Source organism: Neisseria sp. P0001.S007 (assembly GCF_051963655.1).
Classification (GTDB): Bacteria; Pseudomonadota; Gammaproteobacteria; order Burkholderiales; family Neisseriaceae; genus Neisseria; species Neisseria subflava_A.
Window position 1 is genome coordinate 306113 of the sequence record NZ_JBQCUB010000002.1, and the last position, 14689, is coordinate 320801.

The window sequence follows — 14689 nt, forward strand, 5'->3', positions numbered from 1 at the left end:
GCATTAACGGCGGTTCAACAACACACCGACAACCAAACCGGCCAATGCGGCAAAACCCATTGCATAATATGGTTTTTCATGCACCACTTCATCAGCTTGTTTGGCACCGCGTTTCAAGCGCGCACCAGCATCTGACTCTAATTCGGAAAAAAGCTCTTTACCATCTTTAAATCGTTCGCTAATTTCTTCTTCGAAGCTGCTAAAACGCTCTTTGGCTTCTGCCAATTTTGCTTCCAATTTAGCGCGAATTTTACTACCCTCTTCCGAACCGGCTTCAACACCATTGCGGTACAGTTCGTCCACATCATCCATTACTTCTCGGATGTCTTCCAACAAAGCATCACGACGTTTTTCAAAATTATGTTTTTTCATACTACTCTCCTATAGATTGATATGGTTACAGATTGTTCATCTGTTAATAGTATTATAACCATTTATTTCCAAATAAACGTTAATTTAAATTAAATTAAGTGCTTATTCTGAAAACAACCCAATGTAATTTAAAAAAGGCCGTCTGAAAACTTCAGACGGCCTTTCCAATTCAGCTCAAAGACTTAAGTCTTATGCCAAACCTTTTGCTTTCAACACTTCCAGCATGGTAGTGCCCAACTCGGCAGGGCTGCGGGTGTAAGCGATACCGGCTTTTTCGAAAGCGGCGAATTTTTCTTCGGCAGTACCTTTACCGCCGGAAATAATCGCACCGGCGTGGCCCATGCGTTTGCCTTTAGGAGCGGTAACACCAGCAATGTAACCTACAACAGGTTTGGTTACGTTGGATTGGATGTATTCGGCTGCCTCTTCTTCCGCAGTACCGCCGATTTCACCGATCATGATGATGGCGTCGGTATCTGGGTCTTCTTGGAAGAGTTTCAGTGCGTCGATTTGGTTCATACCAGGAATCGGGTCGCCGCCGATACCGATACAGGTTGATTGACCCAAGCCCAGTTTGGTGGTTTGTGCCACGGCTTCGTAAGTCAATGTACCAGAACGGGAAATAATACCGATGCGGCCCGGAGTGTGGATATGACCCGGCATAATACCGATTTTGCACTCACCCGGAGTAATCACGCCAGGGCAGTTAGGGCCGACCAAGCGGGTACCGTTGCCGTTGGTTTCCAAGTAACGTTTGGCTTTGAGCATGTCCAAAGTAGGCACGCCTTCGGTAATCACAACGACCAAGCCTACGCCTGAATCAACTGCTTCAACGATAGAATCCAAAACAAACGGAGCGGGAACGTAAATTACAGATGCGTCAGCGCCGGTTTCTTTAACGGCCTCTTTCATAGTGTTGAATACAGGCAGGTTCAGGTGGGTTTGACCGCCTTTGCCTGGGGTAACGCCGCCGACAACTTTAGTGCCGTAAGCCAGAGCTTGTTCGGAGTGGAAAGTACCGTTTTTACCGGTGAAACCTTGAACCAATACTTTGGTGTCTTTATTAATCAATACGCTCATTCTTTTCTCCTTAGGCGTTTACGGCTGCAACAATTTTTTCGGCTGCGTCATTCAGGCCGTCTGCAGAAGTCAGTTTCAGACCTGATTCGTTCAGGATTTTCGCGCCGAGTTCGGCGTTGTTACCTTCCAAACGAACAACGACAGGAACGTTGACGTTGATTTCTTTAACGGCTGCCACGATGGCTTCCGCAATCATGTCGCAACGTACGATACCGCCGAAGATATTGATCAATACGCCTTTAACGGATTTGTCTTCCAGAATCAGTTTGAACGCTTCAACCACACGGTCTTTGGTTGCGCCGCCGCCAACGTCCAAGAAGTTGGCAGGTTGGCCGCCTTTGAGTTTGATGATGTCCATAGTAGCCATCGCCAAACCGGCACCGTTAACCATACAGCCGATGTTGCCTTCCAGGGCAACATAGTTCAGGTCGAATTCAGAAGCTTTCAGCTCACGTTCGTTTTCTTGAGATTTGTCGCGCAATTCAGCGATTTTTGGCAGGCGGTAGAGCGCGTTGCTGTCGATACCGATTTTGCCATCTACGCAAGCCAGCGCGCCGTTTTCGCGAACTGCCAATGGGTTTACTTCAAACAGGGCGAAGTCGTTTTCGATAAACGCTTTGTACGCGCCGGTCATCAGTTTGACGAACTCGTTGATTTGTTTTTCTTTCAAGCCCAGTTGGAAGGCAACTTCGCGAGCTTGGCAAGGTTGCAGGCCGACCAGCGGATCAACGGTTACTTTGAAGATTTTTTCTGGAGTTTCGGCAGCAACTTTTTCAATTTCCACGCCACCTTCGGTAGAAGCCATGAATGTAACGCGGCGGGTAGAACGGTCAACCACTGCGCCCAAGTACAGCTCGGTTTGAACCGGATACATGTCTTCGCAAACCAAAACGCTGTTGACAGGTTGGCCGTTGGCATCGGTTTGGTAAGTTACCAAGTTGGTGCCAATCAGGCTTTCAGCCACTTCTTTAGCTTCTTCGCGGCTTTTAACGACTTTTACGCCGCCCGCTTTACCGCGGCCGCCGGCGTGTACTTGTGCTTTGACAACAGCGAATTTGCCGCCCAATTTGTCGTAAGCTGCAGCGGCTTCTTCGCCGTTGTGTGCCAAAATACCGCCTTGTACGGGCAAACCGTAGCTAGCCAGCAGTTCTTTAGCCTGATACTCGTGTAAATTCATGGATTTCTCCTTAAGGTGAGTGGGTTTTAGGAATCGCCCTGCGGCCAATCCCATATTTTCAGACGGCCCTACTATTTACTGAAGGGCAACCACATCCGCGCCAGCAGATACATGGTTGCGCCGCCTCCCCCGAGAATAAAAAAGACGATGCCTTTTTTACGCGAATTCGGGCAGAGCAGATAAACGGCAAGGCTGAAACTGATAAACAACAATGCCACGCGCCAAACCAATTCTTTATCTTTGAAACGGTTGAGCGTATAAGTTTCGGTCATCATCACATACATTTGCCACAATGCGGCCATACACATGCTGATGATGCCCATCGGTATAAAGAAAATACCGACTATTTCTTTGTTCATAATGAATGTAAATGCTGTTTGTTTGCCTGACGGAATTATAAATCAGAAAACGAAGCTCTCGAAACATTCAATTTGTCGAAGGTCTTAAAGCCGTCTGAAAAGTTTCAGACGGCTTTAATGTCTATCAACCGTGCAAAGCGCGTTTGTCGGCCGCCAATGCAGCTTCGTGAACCACTTCGGACAAGGTTGGGTGAGCATGGATAATGCGGGCAATATCTTCGCTGCTGGCGAAGAATTCGAGCGCAGTCACGCCTTCGGTAACCAATTCGCTGACAACCGGGCCGATCATGTGTACGCCCAAGATGCGGTCGGTTTTGGAATCTGCCAACACTTTAACCGTACCTTTGGCTTTGCCCATTGCCAATGCGCGACCGTTTGCACCGAAACCTGAAGTACCTTTTTTGTACTCCACGCCTTCGGCTTTGAGCTGCTCTTCGGTTTTACCCACCCAAGCGATTTCAGGGTCGGTGTAAATCACGAATGGTACGTTGTTGAAGTCGATATGCGGTTTTTGACCGGCAATGCGTTCGGCAACGGCAACGCCTTCGTCGCTGGCTTTGTGTGCCAACATCGGGCCGCGAACCACGTCGCCGATTGCCCATACGTTAGGCAGGTTGGTACGGCATTCGCCATCTACTTTGATAAAGCCGCGTTCGTCTTTTTCCAAGCCTACGGCTTCGGCGTTCAGGCCTTTGGTGTTTGGAATACGGCCGATGGCAACGATCAGTTTGTCGAATACTTCGGTTTTGGCTTCGCCGGCAGCAGTTTCGTAAGCAACGGAAACGCCTTTGCCTTCAGACTTGATGTCACCGATTTTCACGCCCAATTCGATGCTCAAGCCTTGCTCTTTGGTGAAGTATTTGAAGGCTTCTTTGGCGATTTGCTGGTCGGCGGCAGCCAGGAAGGTCGGCGCAGCTTCAAGAATGGTAACTTCTGCACCCACACGATTCCATACGGAACCCATTTCCAAACCAATCACGCCGGAACCGATCACGCCGAGTTTGGCAGGTACTTCAGTCAGGTTCAATGCGCCTTCGTTATCCAATACGTTCACGTTGTCGATAGCGACTTGTGGCAGCGGACGCGGTACAGAACCGGTGGCTACGATGACGTGTTTGGCTTCGATAACGGTTTTCTCGCCTTTGTTATCGACTTCGATTTGGTAAGCATCGCCATTTTTACCGGCAAAGGAAGCAGTACCGAACAGGCTGGTTACTTTGTTTTTTTGGAACAGGAATTTCACGCCGCCGGTCAGTTTGGTCACGATGGCATCTTTGCGCTCAATCATTTTGGCCGCGTCGAATTTTACGTCGCCGACAGTGATACCGTGTTCGGCAAAATCGTGTTGCGCAGCGTGGAAATGTTCGCTGGATTGCAACAGGGCTTTAGAAGGGATACAGCCTACGTTCAAGCAAGTACCGCCCAATGCAGGGGCATTGCCTGCTTTGTTAACGCCTGCATCGACGCAAGCGGTTTTGAAACCCAGTTGCGCAGCACGGATGGCGGCAACGTATCCGCCCGGGCCTGCACCAATCACTACTACATCATATTGAGACATCGTGTCATCCTTTGCTTTTAGCAGTATCTCAAAATAAAAACGATACTTTTCGTTTCTTTTTTATTTTGAATGACTGCGTTTTGATGGTTTTAAGAAAAGGCCGTCTGAAAGTCCATATCTGTCGATTCATTCGAATCAAATGTTTCAGACGGCCTCAATCGTTCGTTGAGCCTATTGTAGCACGATACTACATTACGCTACATCTAAATAAAAATTCAGACGGCCTTTTCATTAACAAATAAAAGGCCGTCTGAAACGATTACAGATCCAATAACAGGCGAGCTGGGTCTTCCAACGCGTCTTTAATGGCTACCAAGGTCAATACAGCTTCGCGGCCGTCGATGATACGGTGGTCGTAAGACAGAGCCAGATACATCATTGGACGGACAACAACTTGACCGTTTTCAACCACAGCGCGCTCTTTAGTGGCGTGCATACCCAAAATCGCAGATTGAGGCGGGTTGATGATCGGGGTAGACATCATAGAACCGAAAGTACCGCCGTTGGTAATACTGAATGTACCACCGGTCAGATCTTCGATAGCGATTTTGCCGTCTTTAGCTTTTTTCGCGTAATCAACAATTGCTTGTTCGATGTCGGCAATGCTCATTTGGTCGGCATCGCGCAGGATTGGTACAACCAAACCGCGTGGGCTGCCAATTGCGATACCGATGTCGAAGTAGCCGTGGTACACGATGTCTTTGCCGTCAACAGAAGCATTCACAACCGGGTATTTTTTCAGGGCGGCAACAGCGGCTTTAACGAAGAAGGACATAAAGCCCAGTTTCACGCCGTGTTCTTTCTCGAATTTTTCTTTGTACTTCGCACGCAAGTCCATGATTGGTTTCATGTTGACTTCGTTGAATGTAGTCAGAATGGCGTTTTCTTGTTGAGAAGCCAAGAGGCGTTCTGCAACACGGGCACGCAGGCGGCTCATTGGTACGCGTTCTTCAGGACGTGCGCCGGCAGGAAGTGCAACGGCAGGGGCTGCGGCTGCTGCAGGTTTGGCAGCGGCATTTTGTACGTCTTCTTTCAATACGCGACCGTCACGGCCAGAACCTTGCAATGCGTTCACGTCAACACCGGTCTCGGCAGCCAGTTTGGCGGCGGCAGGCATAGCGGCGTTGTTTTGTGCAGCAGCAGGAGCGGCAGCTGGGGCTGCTTCTGCAGGCGCGGTGGCAGGTGCTTCAGCGGCAGCGGTAGCAGCTGTATCGATGCGTGCCAAAACTTGGTCGGCAACAACGGTTTCACCGTCTTGAGCTACGATTTCAACCAATACGCCGGCTTGTGGAGAAGGTACTTCCAAAACCACTTTGTCAGTTTCGATATCGATCAGGATTTCGTCACGGGCAACGGCTTCGCCAACTTTCTTCTTCCATTCCAAGAGCGTGCCTTCAGATACGCTTTCAGACAGCATAGGTACTTTTACATCAATAATCATTTTGTGTCTCCAATGGCCCTTTCAGACGGCCTGTTGTGTGTTTTTAATTCTGCATATAGGCATTCCGCCTGAGCAGACTCAGACGGAATGCTACTTGGTTTATAACGCCAAAGCGTCTTCAACCAATTGTTTCAATTGAGCAATGTGTTTGCTTGAGTAGCCCACTGCAGGCGATGCGCTGCTTGGACGACCGGCATAAGACAGTTTTTGCTCTTCGCTGATAACGTCTTCAATGCGGTGGCGGATTTGGTAGAACGCACCTTGGTTTTTCGGCTCTTCTTGTGTCCAAACCACAGATTTTGCGTTCAGATATTTCGCCAGTTCAGCTTTAACCTCCTCGTATGGGAACGGATACAGCTGCTCAACGCGGACGATAGCGACATCATCTTCCAGTTTACGCTCGGCACGGCCTGCTTCCAAGTCATAGTAAACCTGACCGGCACACAATACTACGCGTTTCACGCTGTCGTTGCTTGTGCGTTCTGCGGTATCGCCGATAACCGGACGGAAAGTCGAACCTTCGGTGAAGTTTTCCAGCGGGCTCATTGCACCTTTGAAGCGCAACAGGCGTTTGGACATGAAAATCACCAGCGGTTTGCGGTATGAACCCAAGACTTGACGTTGCAAGAGGTGGAACATTTGCGACGCTTCAGACGGCATGATGACTTGCATATTGTTCTCAGAACACAGTTGCAACCAACGTTCTACACGTGCAGAAGAGTGCTCAGGGCCTTGACCGTCGTAACCGTGCGGCAGGATGGTGGTCAGACCGCACAAGCGACCCCACTTGGTTTCGCCTGAAGACAGGAATTGGTCAATAGTCACTTGCGCGCCGTTGGCGAAGTCACCGAATTGAGCTTCCCAAATGGTCAGCTTGTCAGGTGCGGAGCAGGCAAAGCCGTACTCGAACGCCATCACGGCTTCTTCGTTCAAGATAGAGTCGATAACCAGGAACTCGCCCAAGCCTTCGCCCATGTTGCGAAGAGGAACATAAGTACCGTCGTCCCATTTTTCGCGTTTTTGATCGTGCAGAACGGCATGACGGTGTGAGAATGTACCGCGGCCAGAGTCCTCACCGGAGATACGCACGCCATGACCTTTGGTCAGCAGGCTTGCGTATGCGAGGGTTTCGGCCATACCCCAGTCGATGGCTTGTTTGCCGGATGCCATGGCTTTACGCGCTTCGATCACACGTTTTGCAGTCGGATGCAGGGCAAAGCCTTCCGGTACGGCGGTAAATTTCTCGGTAAGGCGCTCGATGTCGGCGGCAGGCAAACCGGTTTCGATTTTTTCGCGCCAATCTTTGCCTTGGTATTTGCTCCAGTCGATTTGCGTGCGTTGGAAATTGCTCAAAGTTGTTTGTTCAACATGTTCGCCTTTGTCCAAAGCATCACGGTAGGCTTGGATGTAACCGTCAGCCTCAGCTTGGGTTACCACGCCTTCGGCAATCAGTTGCTCGGTGTACAAAGCACGCGCACCCGGGTGTTGCGATACTTTTTTGTACATCATCGGTTGGGTCAGGGTCGGATCATCGCCCTCGTTATGGCCCCATTTACGGTAGCAGACAACGTCGACCACGATGTCTTTATGGAATTTTTTGCGGTAATCCAAGGCAGCTTGGATGGCAAAGCAAACGCGTTCAGGATCATCGCCGTTCACATGGATAACCGGAGCGGAAACCATTTTCGCGATATCGGTACAGTATACGGTTGAACGGGTATCGCGGGTATCGGAAGTCGTAAAGCCGATTTGGTTGTTGATCACGATGTGAACAGTACCGCCGGTGGTATAACCGCGTGTTTTAGACAGGTTGAATGTTGCTTGGTTAACACCCAAACCGATAAATGCGGAGTCACCGTGAATCAATACCGGCAAGACTTTATCGCGGCCGTTTTCGCCCAAACGTTTTTGTTTGGCGCGCGCAGAACCTTCCACTACTGGGTTAACAATTTCCAGGTGTGACGGGTTAAATGCCAAAGAAACGTGCATTGGGCCGTGCGGAGTGGCGATGTCGGAGCTGAAGCCCATGTGGTATTTCACGTCGCCGCTAGGCAATTTGATTTCGGCACGGCCTTCAAATTCAGCAAACAAATCAGCCGGTTTTTTGCCCAAAATGTTAACCAAAACATTCAGACGGCCACGGTGTGCCATACCGATAATGACTTCTTCCACGCCGTCTTTACCAGCGTTTTGAATCAAGTAATTCAAACCGGCAATAGCGCTTTCGCCGCCTTCTACACCAAAGCGTTTTTGACCGACATATTTGGTATGCAGGTAGCGTTCCAGAGTTTCGGCAGCAGTCATTTCTTTCAAGATACGGCGTTTTTGTTCAACGTTGTAGCTTGGCGTAGACAGTACGCTTTCAAAATAATTGCGAACCCAGCGACGCTCTTCGGTATTTGGAATGTAGATGTACTCTACCGCGATATGGCCGCAGTAGGTTTGTTTGAGGTTGCTGATGATTTGGGACAGAGGCAGTTTGCTCTGACCGGAAAAATCGCCCTCGCCCATATTAAACTGAAGCGCCATATCGGCATCTGACAGACCGTGGAATTTAGGATCGAGAGCTTCAATATTTTGAGGAGGAATACGTTTGAGCGGATCAAGTTGGGCTGCACCCACGCCTTGGATACGATAGGCAGAAATCAGTCGCAAAACGCTGACTTGCTTTTTCATCATTGCCTCATCCACACCGCCTGCGACGGCTGCGGCAATTTTCTTTTTAGCCAAAGTGGCAAATGATTCACGAATCGGTGTATGGGCAACATCGACAGCGACTGCGCCCGGCTGTTTACTCAAATCGGTAAAGTACTGTTTCCATTTTTCATCGACAGATTCCGGATTATCCAGAAACTTTTCATACAACTCCTCGATGTATGGCGCATTAGAACCAAACAGATAAGAGAAATTGAGTTTTTCGTCCATCATGGCGTGAGCTCTTTTCTTTAAAATATAAACAAAGGGTAGAATCCCGTGTTCTCCGAACGGAATTCAGGCCGTCTGAAATGACACTTTATTCTACCCTATTTCAAATCAAATTACCTGCTATCAACTTAATTAATTACGACCAACCTCATTGAAAACGGCAATTCGATTTTTTCAAACGACTTTTCAACAATATATTAATGTATTGTCTATTAGCGTTTATCTACCGGAACGTAATCACGACGTTCTGCACCGGTATACAGTTGACGTGGGCGACCGATTTTCAGTGCCGGATCGCTAATCATTTCATGCCAATGAGAAATCCAACCTACACTGCGCGACAATGCGAAGATAACGGTAAACATTTCAGTTGGAATGCCCAATGCGGACAAGACGATACCGGAGTAGAAATCGACGTTTGGATACAGCTTGCGCTCAACAAAGAATGGGTCTTTCAGTGCAATTTGTTCCAATTCCATCGCCAGCTTGAATTTAGGACTGTCTTCCAAGCCCAATTCTTTCAAGACTTCATAACAGGTTTCGCGCATGATGTTGGCTCGTGGATCCATATTGCGGTATACGCGGTGACCGAAGCCCATCAGACGGTATTTGCGTTGTTTCACACCTTCCATGTATGCGGCAACATTAGATACATCGCCGATTTCGTCCAGCATCTTCAACACAGCTTCGTTTGCACCGCCGTGTGAAGCACCCCACAGACAGGCGATACCGGCAGCGATACAGGCAAATGGATTTGCACCAGAAGAGCCGGCCAAACGTACGGTCGAAGTAGAAGCGTTTTGCTCGTGGTCGGCATGCAAAATAAAGATGCGGTCGAGCGCGCGAGCCAATACTGGATTAGGTTTGTATTCTTCACATGGTGTCGCAAACATCATGTGCAAGAAGTTTTCAGCATAGGAAAGGTTATTTTTTGGATAATTGAACGGCAGACCGTTGGAATAACGGTAACACATTGCTGCAATTGTCGGGATTTTGGAGATTAAGCGGTAAATCGCAATTTTGCGGTGCTCAGGATTGGCAATATCCAAGCTGTCTTGGTAGAAAGCAGACAAAGCGCCAACCACGCCAACCATCATCGCCATTGGGTGCGCATCGCGACGGAAACCGCGGAAGAACCAAGTCAGCTGCTCATGCAGCATAGTATGGCGACCGACTGTGGCATCAAATTCTTTTTTCTGTTCAGGGGTAGGCAGTTCGCCGTAAATCAACAGATAGCAAACTTCCAAATAATCGGATTTTTCGGCCAGCTGCTCGATAGGATAACCACGGTAATACAACAGACCTTCATCGCCATCAATATAAGTGATTTTGGATTCGCAACTTGCAGTTGACACGAATCCGGGGTCGAAGGAAAACAGACCTGTATTTTTTGTCAAAGCACGAATATCAACCACATCATGGCCGATACTTGCTTCCAATACTGGCAGTTCCAAGGTCTCTTGATTTGGGGTGGTGAGCTTGACTGATTTAGACATTCTTAAACTCCTTTGTAAGTTGGGGCTTTCGTTGCCGCCCAAGCGGCACGGTCCTTTTTTTCAGACGGCCTCCGTATGGAAAGAGCTTGTTCGGATTGGCATCGCAAACAAGCTCTATAACACGTCATGCCTGTCTGATTTTTTCAAGCATGGGAATCAGGTGTTTCTTGTCCGTCGCCGAATGTCCGTTAATCAAGGCAAGCAACTCTTGGTCTTGAAATTCGAGGATTTCGGAAAATTCGGACAACTCCTGATCACTCAGGTGCTCGAATTCTTTTTCCATGAACCTGCCGAAGATTAAATCTAATTCCAATAATCCCCGGCGGGTTTGAAAACGGATTTTCCGTTTGGCAATATCGTCAAAAACCATCATTTCTTAAACAGCTCGTTTCAACATAATCTCTTTAATCTTACCGATGGCTCGGGTCGGATTCAAGTGTTTAGGACATACGTCTACGCAGTTCATAATGGTGTGGCAACGGAACAAACGGTATGGGTCGTTCAGATTATCCAAACGCTCGTTAGTAATGGTATCACGGCTATCCGCAATGAAACGGTAAGCATTCAGCAAACCAGACGGACCAACGAATTTATCAGGGTTCCACCAGAATGACGGGCAGGCAGTCGAGCAGCAAGCACACAAAATACATTCGTACAAACCGTCCAACTCTTTACGCTCTTCCTGAGTTTGCAGACGCTCTTTGTCCGCATCGATAGGGTTATCGTTGACAACGTAAGGTTTGATGGAGTGATATTGTTTGAAGAATTGGGTCATATCCACAATCAGGTCGCGGATAACAGGCAGACCTGGCAGAGGGCGGATTTTAACCGGCTGTTTCAAACCACGCAGATCGGTCAGACATGCCAAGCCGTTTTTGCCGTTGATGTTCATACCGTCAGAACCGCAAATACCTTCGCGGCAAGAACGGCGGAAAGACAATGTATCGTCTTGTGCTTTCAGACGCACCAAAGCGTCCAAAAGTTTAACGTCCGTTGGTTCCAATTCCAACTCGTAACGTTGCATATAAGGTTTGGCATCAACATCCGGGTTGTAACGGTAAATTTCAAAACTCATTTTTTCCATGAGAAGTGTTCCTTTTCTCATAAACTGCCCAATGATTTTGTATTATGAATTCAAGCAGTTCAATGTGGGTATAGTTAGGTTTCAGACGGCCTTTAAGATAAAGGCCGTCTGAAAACTCATCAATAAACGCGTTTGGCCGGTTTGATGTATTCCACGCTCAAAGGCTTGGTATGTACCGGTTTGTAAGACAAAGTATTGGTATCTGAATGATACAGGGTATGTTTCATCCAGTTTTCGTCATCGCGCTCAGGATGGTCGTCTGAAGCGTGTGCGCCACGCGATTCTTTACGCGCTTCGGCGGACACCAAAGTCGCTTTCGCTACTTCAATCAAATTATCCAATTCCAAAGCTTCGATACGCGCGGTATTCCACACTTTGCTCTTGTCTTTGATTTCAGTACGTTTCACGCGCTCGGCAATCTCCATGATTTCTCGAACGCCTTTGCTCAGAATCTCATCGGTACGGAACACACCGGCGTGCAGTTGTACGGAGCGTTGCAGTTCGCGACGCAATGCATCAACGTTTTCGCCGCCAGTTTGATTATCCAAACGCTCGATACGTTGGCGGGTCAATTCACCGGCATTAGCAGGCAGAGGTTTCCAGTCGCTTTGCTCTTTGATGAATTTAATCATGCTGTCGCCGGCAGCTTTACCGAATACCACCAAGTCCAACAGGGAGTTGGTACCCAAGCGGTTCGCACCGTGTACGGAAGCACATGCGCACTCACCTGCCGCATACAGACCTTTTACAGGCACTTCGTAATCTTCACCTTGCGGAACAACAACTTCGCCATGATAGTTGGTCGGAATACCGCCCATCATATAGTGGGTAGTCGGCACAACAGGAATCGGGTCTTTAATCGGGTCAATACCGGCAAACTGAATGGAAATCTCGCGGATGCCCGGCAGTTTTTCCATAATTTTTTCTGCGCCGATATGGTCGATTTTCAGCAATACGTGGTCTTTGTTTTTACCGCAGCCGCGACCTTCGTAAATTTCCATCGCCATCGCACGGGAAACCACGTCACGGGAAGCCAAGTCTTTTACGGTTGGAGCATAACGTTCCATAAAGCGTTCGCCGTCGGCATTCAACAGAATACCGCCCTCACCGCGCACACCCTCGGTAATCAATACACCGGCACCGGCTACACCGGTCGGGTGGAATTGCCAGAATTCCATGTCTTCCAACGGAATACCTGCACGGGCACAAATACCCAAACCGTCACCGGTATTCATATAAGCATTGGTAGAAGAAGCATAAATACGACCGCCACCACCGGTAGCAAACATCACAGCTTTAGCGTGGAAAATATAAACTTCGCCGGTTTCCATTTCCATGGCGGTTACACCGACTACGTCGCCGTTTTCATCACGAATCAAATCTTGCGCTGTCCATTCCACAAAGAATTGTGTATTGGCACGGACGTTTTGTTGGTACAAAGTATGCAACATCGCATGACCGGTACGGTCAGCAACAGCACATGCACGTTCTACCGCGCGTTTACCGTGTTCTGCAGTATGACCACCGAAAGGACGTTGGTAGATTTTGCCACTTTCCACACGGTCAAAAGGCATACCCATGTGTTCCAACTCAATTACGGCTTCAGGCGCGGCGCGACACATAAACTCAATCGCATCTTGGTCGCCCAACCAGTCAGAACCTTTCACGGTATCGTACATATGCCAATCCCAACGGTCTTCCTGCACATTACCCAATGAAGCAGAAATACCGCCCTGAGCCGCTACAGTATGAGAACGGGTTGGGAAGACTTTAGACAAAACAGCACAATTCAGGCCGGATTTAGACAATTGGAGGGCTGCGCGTAAACCTGCACCACCACCGCCAACAATCACGGCATCAAACTTGCGAACAGGAAAACCCATATTTACCCCCAAATTACTTTAACTGAATACACCAAGCAGCCTACCAACCAAACGATGGTGGCAACTTGTAAAAACAAACGCACGCCGAAAGGCTTAATGTAGTCCATCCACAAATCGCGGATACCTACCCATGCATGCAGGAATACGGCCAAGAAGCTCACTTGGGTAAATACTTTTACCCAAGTTTGATCAAAAAATGCCTGCCATGCCGAATATTCTTTAGGCAACGTAAACAAAACAACCAAAAGAACCACGGTGTACACCAGCATGATGACCGCAGTTGCACGTTGCATTGCCCAATCGCGCAAACCGTAATGCGCACCTGTCAATTTACGTTCTACCATAACAAAGCTCCCAAAACGACGGTCAGAATCAAAGCAGAAGCAAATACAACTTTAGCAGTAGTACGGGCAGTATTTAATTCCAGGCCTTTATGCACATCCAAAAACAGAAAGCGGATACCGGCAAAAAAGTGGTGCAGATATGCCCACAACAGACCGATAAGGATCAGCTTCACAAACGGATTGGAGATAGCAGAACGATATGCTTCAAACGACGCTTCGCGATCCAGCGTTCCAGAGAAGAAATACAAGAGAACAGGCAGCATCACAAACAAGCCGACGCCGCTGATACGGTGAAGAATAGATACAATCCCCGGTATGGGCAATCGGATATTCGGAATTTCCAAAAATACCGGGCGTGATTTGGCGGACATGGTCAGTTCCTCTAGATTTATTATCAGCTCAAAACCTATAGCTCAGCACTACAATAAGCTACATAAACCATAATTTACCTGTTTTATCTCATTTTGAACAGTGCAATTTATGAATGCTCTAATGATTTTTACCAAAAGACTAATAAAATCAAACAATCATTCTTAGATTTTTTTTTGCGTGGCTAGCCTTTTTTGTTACTTTCCTGCAATTAAGCCATCTCCCCATCAAAGCACTTACGATAACATCATTATTATTTGAGAATTGTATCTATTGTGAGATAAATTCTCACTCTTGATACCTAATCTTTACAAAGGAATCTGTCGTTGAAGCAGAGTTCAAAGGCAAGAAAGTCCACATGACATATATGAACAAAGCCGAACGCAATGTCTCGGTTGTTTTAGACAATCCGTGTGTGAAATAATGTGCCAAATTTGATGGACAAGGCCGTCTGAAAAGATATAGTGGATTAACTTTAAACCAGTACGGCGTTGCCTCGCCTTAGCTCAAAGAGAACGATTTTCTAAGGTTCTGAAGCACCAAGTGAATCGGTTCCGTACTATCTGTACTGTCTGCGGCTTCGTCGCCTTGTCCTGATTTA

13 protein-coding genes are annotated in these 14689 nt (G+C 48.0%); all 13 read right to left on the reverse strand.

Translation table 11 applies throughout. The features are described 5' to 3' along the window. Positions 1-3 precede the first annotated feature (3 nt). The 13 genes from ACTHRE_RS03800 to sdhC all read right to left on the reverse strand — a co-directional run bounded on the left by ACTHRE_RS03800 (position 4) and on the right by sdhC (position 14090). Entirely contained in the window at positions 4-372 is a 369-nt protein-coding gene (locus ACTHRE_RS03800; RefSeq protein WP_070608049.1) for a DUF883 family protein, read from the reverse strand. Positions 373-561: 189 nt separating this feature from the next. Beyond that, positions 562-1452 carry a succinate--CoA ligase subunit alpha gene (gene sucD, locus ACTHRE_RS03805; RefSeq protein WP_002221113.1) on the reverse strand — a complete coding sequence of 297 codons (891 nt, stop codon included), beginning with the start codon at positions 1450-1452 and terminating at the stop codon, positions 562-564. A gap of 10 nt (positions 1453-1462) precedes the next feature. Continuing rightward, positions 1463-2629: an ADP-forming succinate--CoA ligase subunit beta gene (gene sucC, locus ACTHRE_RS03810; protein WP_440344845.1), complete on the reverse strand. Its 1167-nt coding sequence runs from the start codon at positions 2627-2629 to the stop codon at positions 1463-1465. A 71-nt stretch (positions 2630-2700) separates the two neighbouring features. Continuing rightward, entirely contained in the window at positions 2701-2988 is a 288-nt protein-coding gene (locus tag ACTHRE_RS03815) for a hypothetical protein (protein WP_004519272.1), read from the reverse strand. A gap of 124 nt (positions 2989-3112) precedes the next feature. Further along, positions 3113-4546, reverse strand: coding sequence for a dihydrolipoyl dehydrogenase (gene lpdA, locus ACTHRE_RS03820; RefSeq protein WP_101755269.1), 1434 nt, complete (start codon positions 4544-4546; stop codon positions 3113-3115). A 259-nt stretch (positions 4547-4805) separates the two neighbouring features. Further along, entirely contained in the window at positions 4806-5987 is a 1182-nt protein-coding gene (gene odhB / locus ACTHRE_RS03825; protein WP_377072094.1) for a 2-oxoglutarate dehydrogenase complex dihydrolipoyllysine-residue succinyltransferase, read from the reverse strand. Positions 5988-6086: 99 nt separating this feature from the next. Continuing rightward, the gene (locus ACTHRE_RS03830) at positions 6087-8915 is read right to left on the reverse strand and encodes a 2-oxoglutarate dehydrogenase E1 component (RefSeq protein WP_377072093.1); all 2829 of its coding nucleotides are present in this window, start codon (positions 8913-8915) and stop codon (positions 6087-6089) included. Between the two features lie 209 nt (positions 8916-9124). Next, positions 9125-10408 carry a citrate synthase gene (gene gltA / locus ACTHRE_RS03835; protein WP_070645446.1) on the reverse strand — a complete coding sequence of 428 codons (1284 nt, stop codon included), beginning with the start codon at positions 10406-10408 and terminating at the stop codon, positions 9125-9127. Positions 10409-10532: 124 nt separating this feature from the next. After that, complete coding sequence (locus tag ACTHRE_RS03840; protein ID WP_003678830.1) at positions 10533-10781, reverse strand: FAD assembly factor SdhE; 249 nt, start codon at positions 10779-10781, stop codon at positions 10533-10535. 3 nt (positions 10782-10784) lie between these two features. Further along, entirely contained in the window at positions 10785-11492 is a 708-nt protein-coding gene (locus ACTHRE_RS03845) for a succinate dehydrogenase iron-sulfur subunit (RefSeq protein WP_002241462.1), read from the reverse strand. Between the two features lie 119 nt (positions 11493-11611). Continuing rightward, on the reverse strand, positions 11612-13375 hold the full coding sequence (sdhA, locus tag ACTHRE_RS03850; RefSeq protein ID WP_070461322.1) for a succinate dehydrogenase flavoprotein subunit: 1764 nt from the start codon (positions 13373-13375) through the stop codon (positions 11612-11614). Between the two features lie 2 nt (positions 13376-13377). After that, positions 13378-13719 (reverse strand): succinate dehydrogenase, hydrophobic membrane anchor protein, encoded by a 342-nt coding sequence (gene sdhD, locus ACTHRE_RS03855; protein WP_004519264.1) that lies wholly within the window; start codon positions 13717-13719, stop codon positions 13378-13380. Beyond that, positions 13713-14090 (reverse strand): succinate dehydrogenase, cytochrome b556 subunit, encoded by a 378-nt coding sequence (gene sdhC / locus ACTHRE_RS03860; protein ID WP_004519263.1) that lies wholly within the window; start codon positions 14088-14090, stop codon positions 13713-13715. Before sdhC ends, sdhD begins: the two co-directional genes overlap by 7 nt. Positions 14091-14689 lie beyond the last annotated feature (599 nt).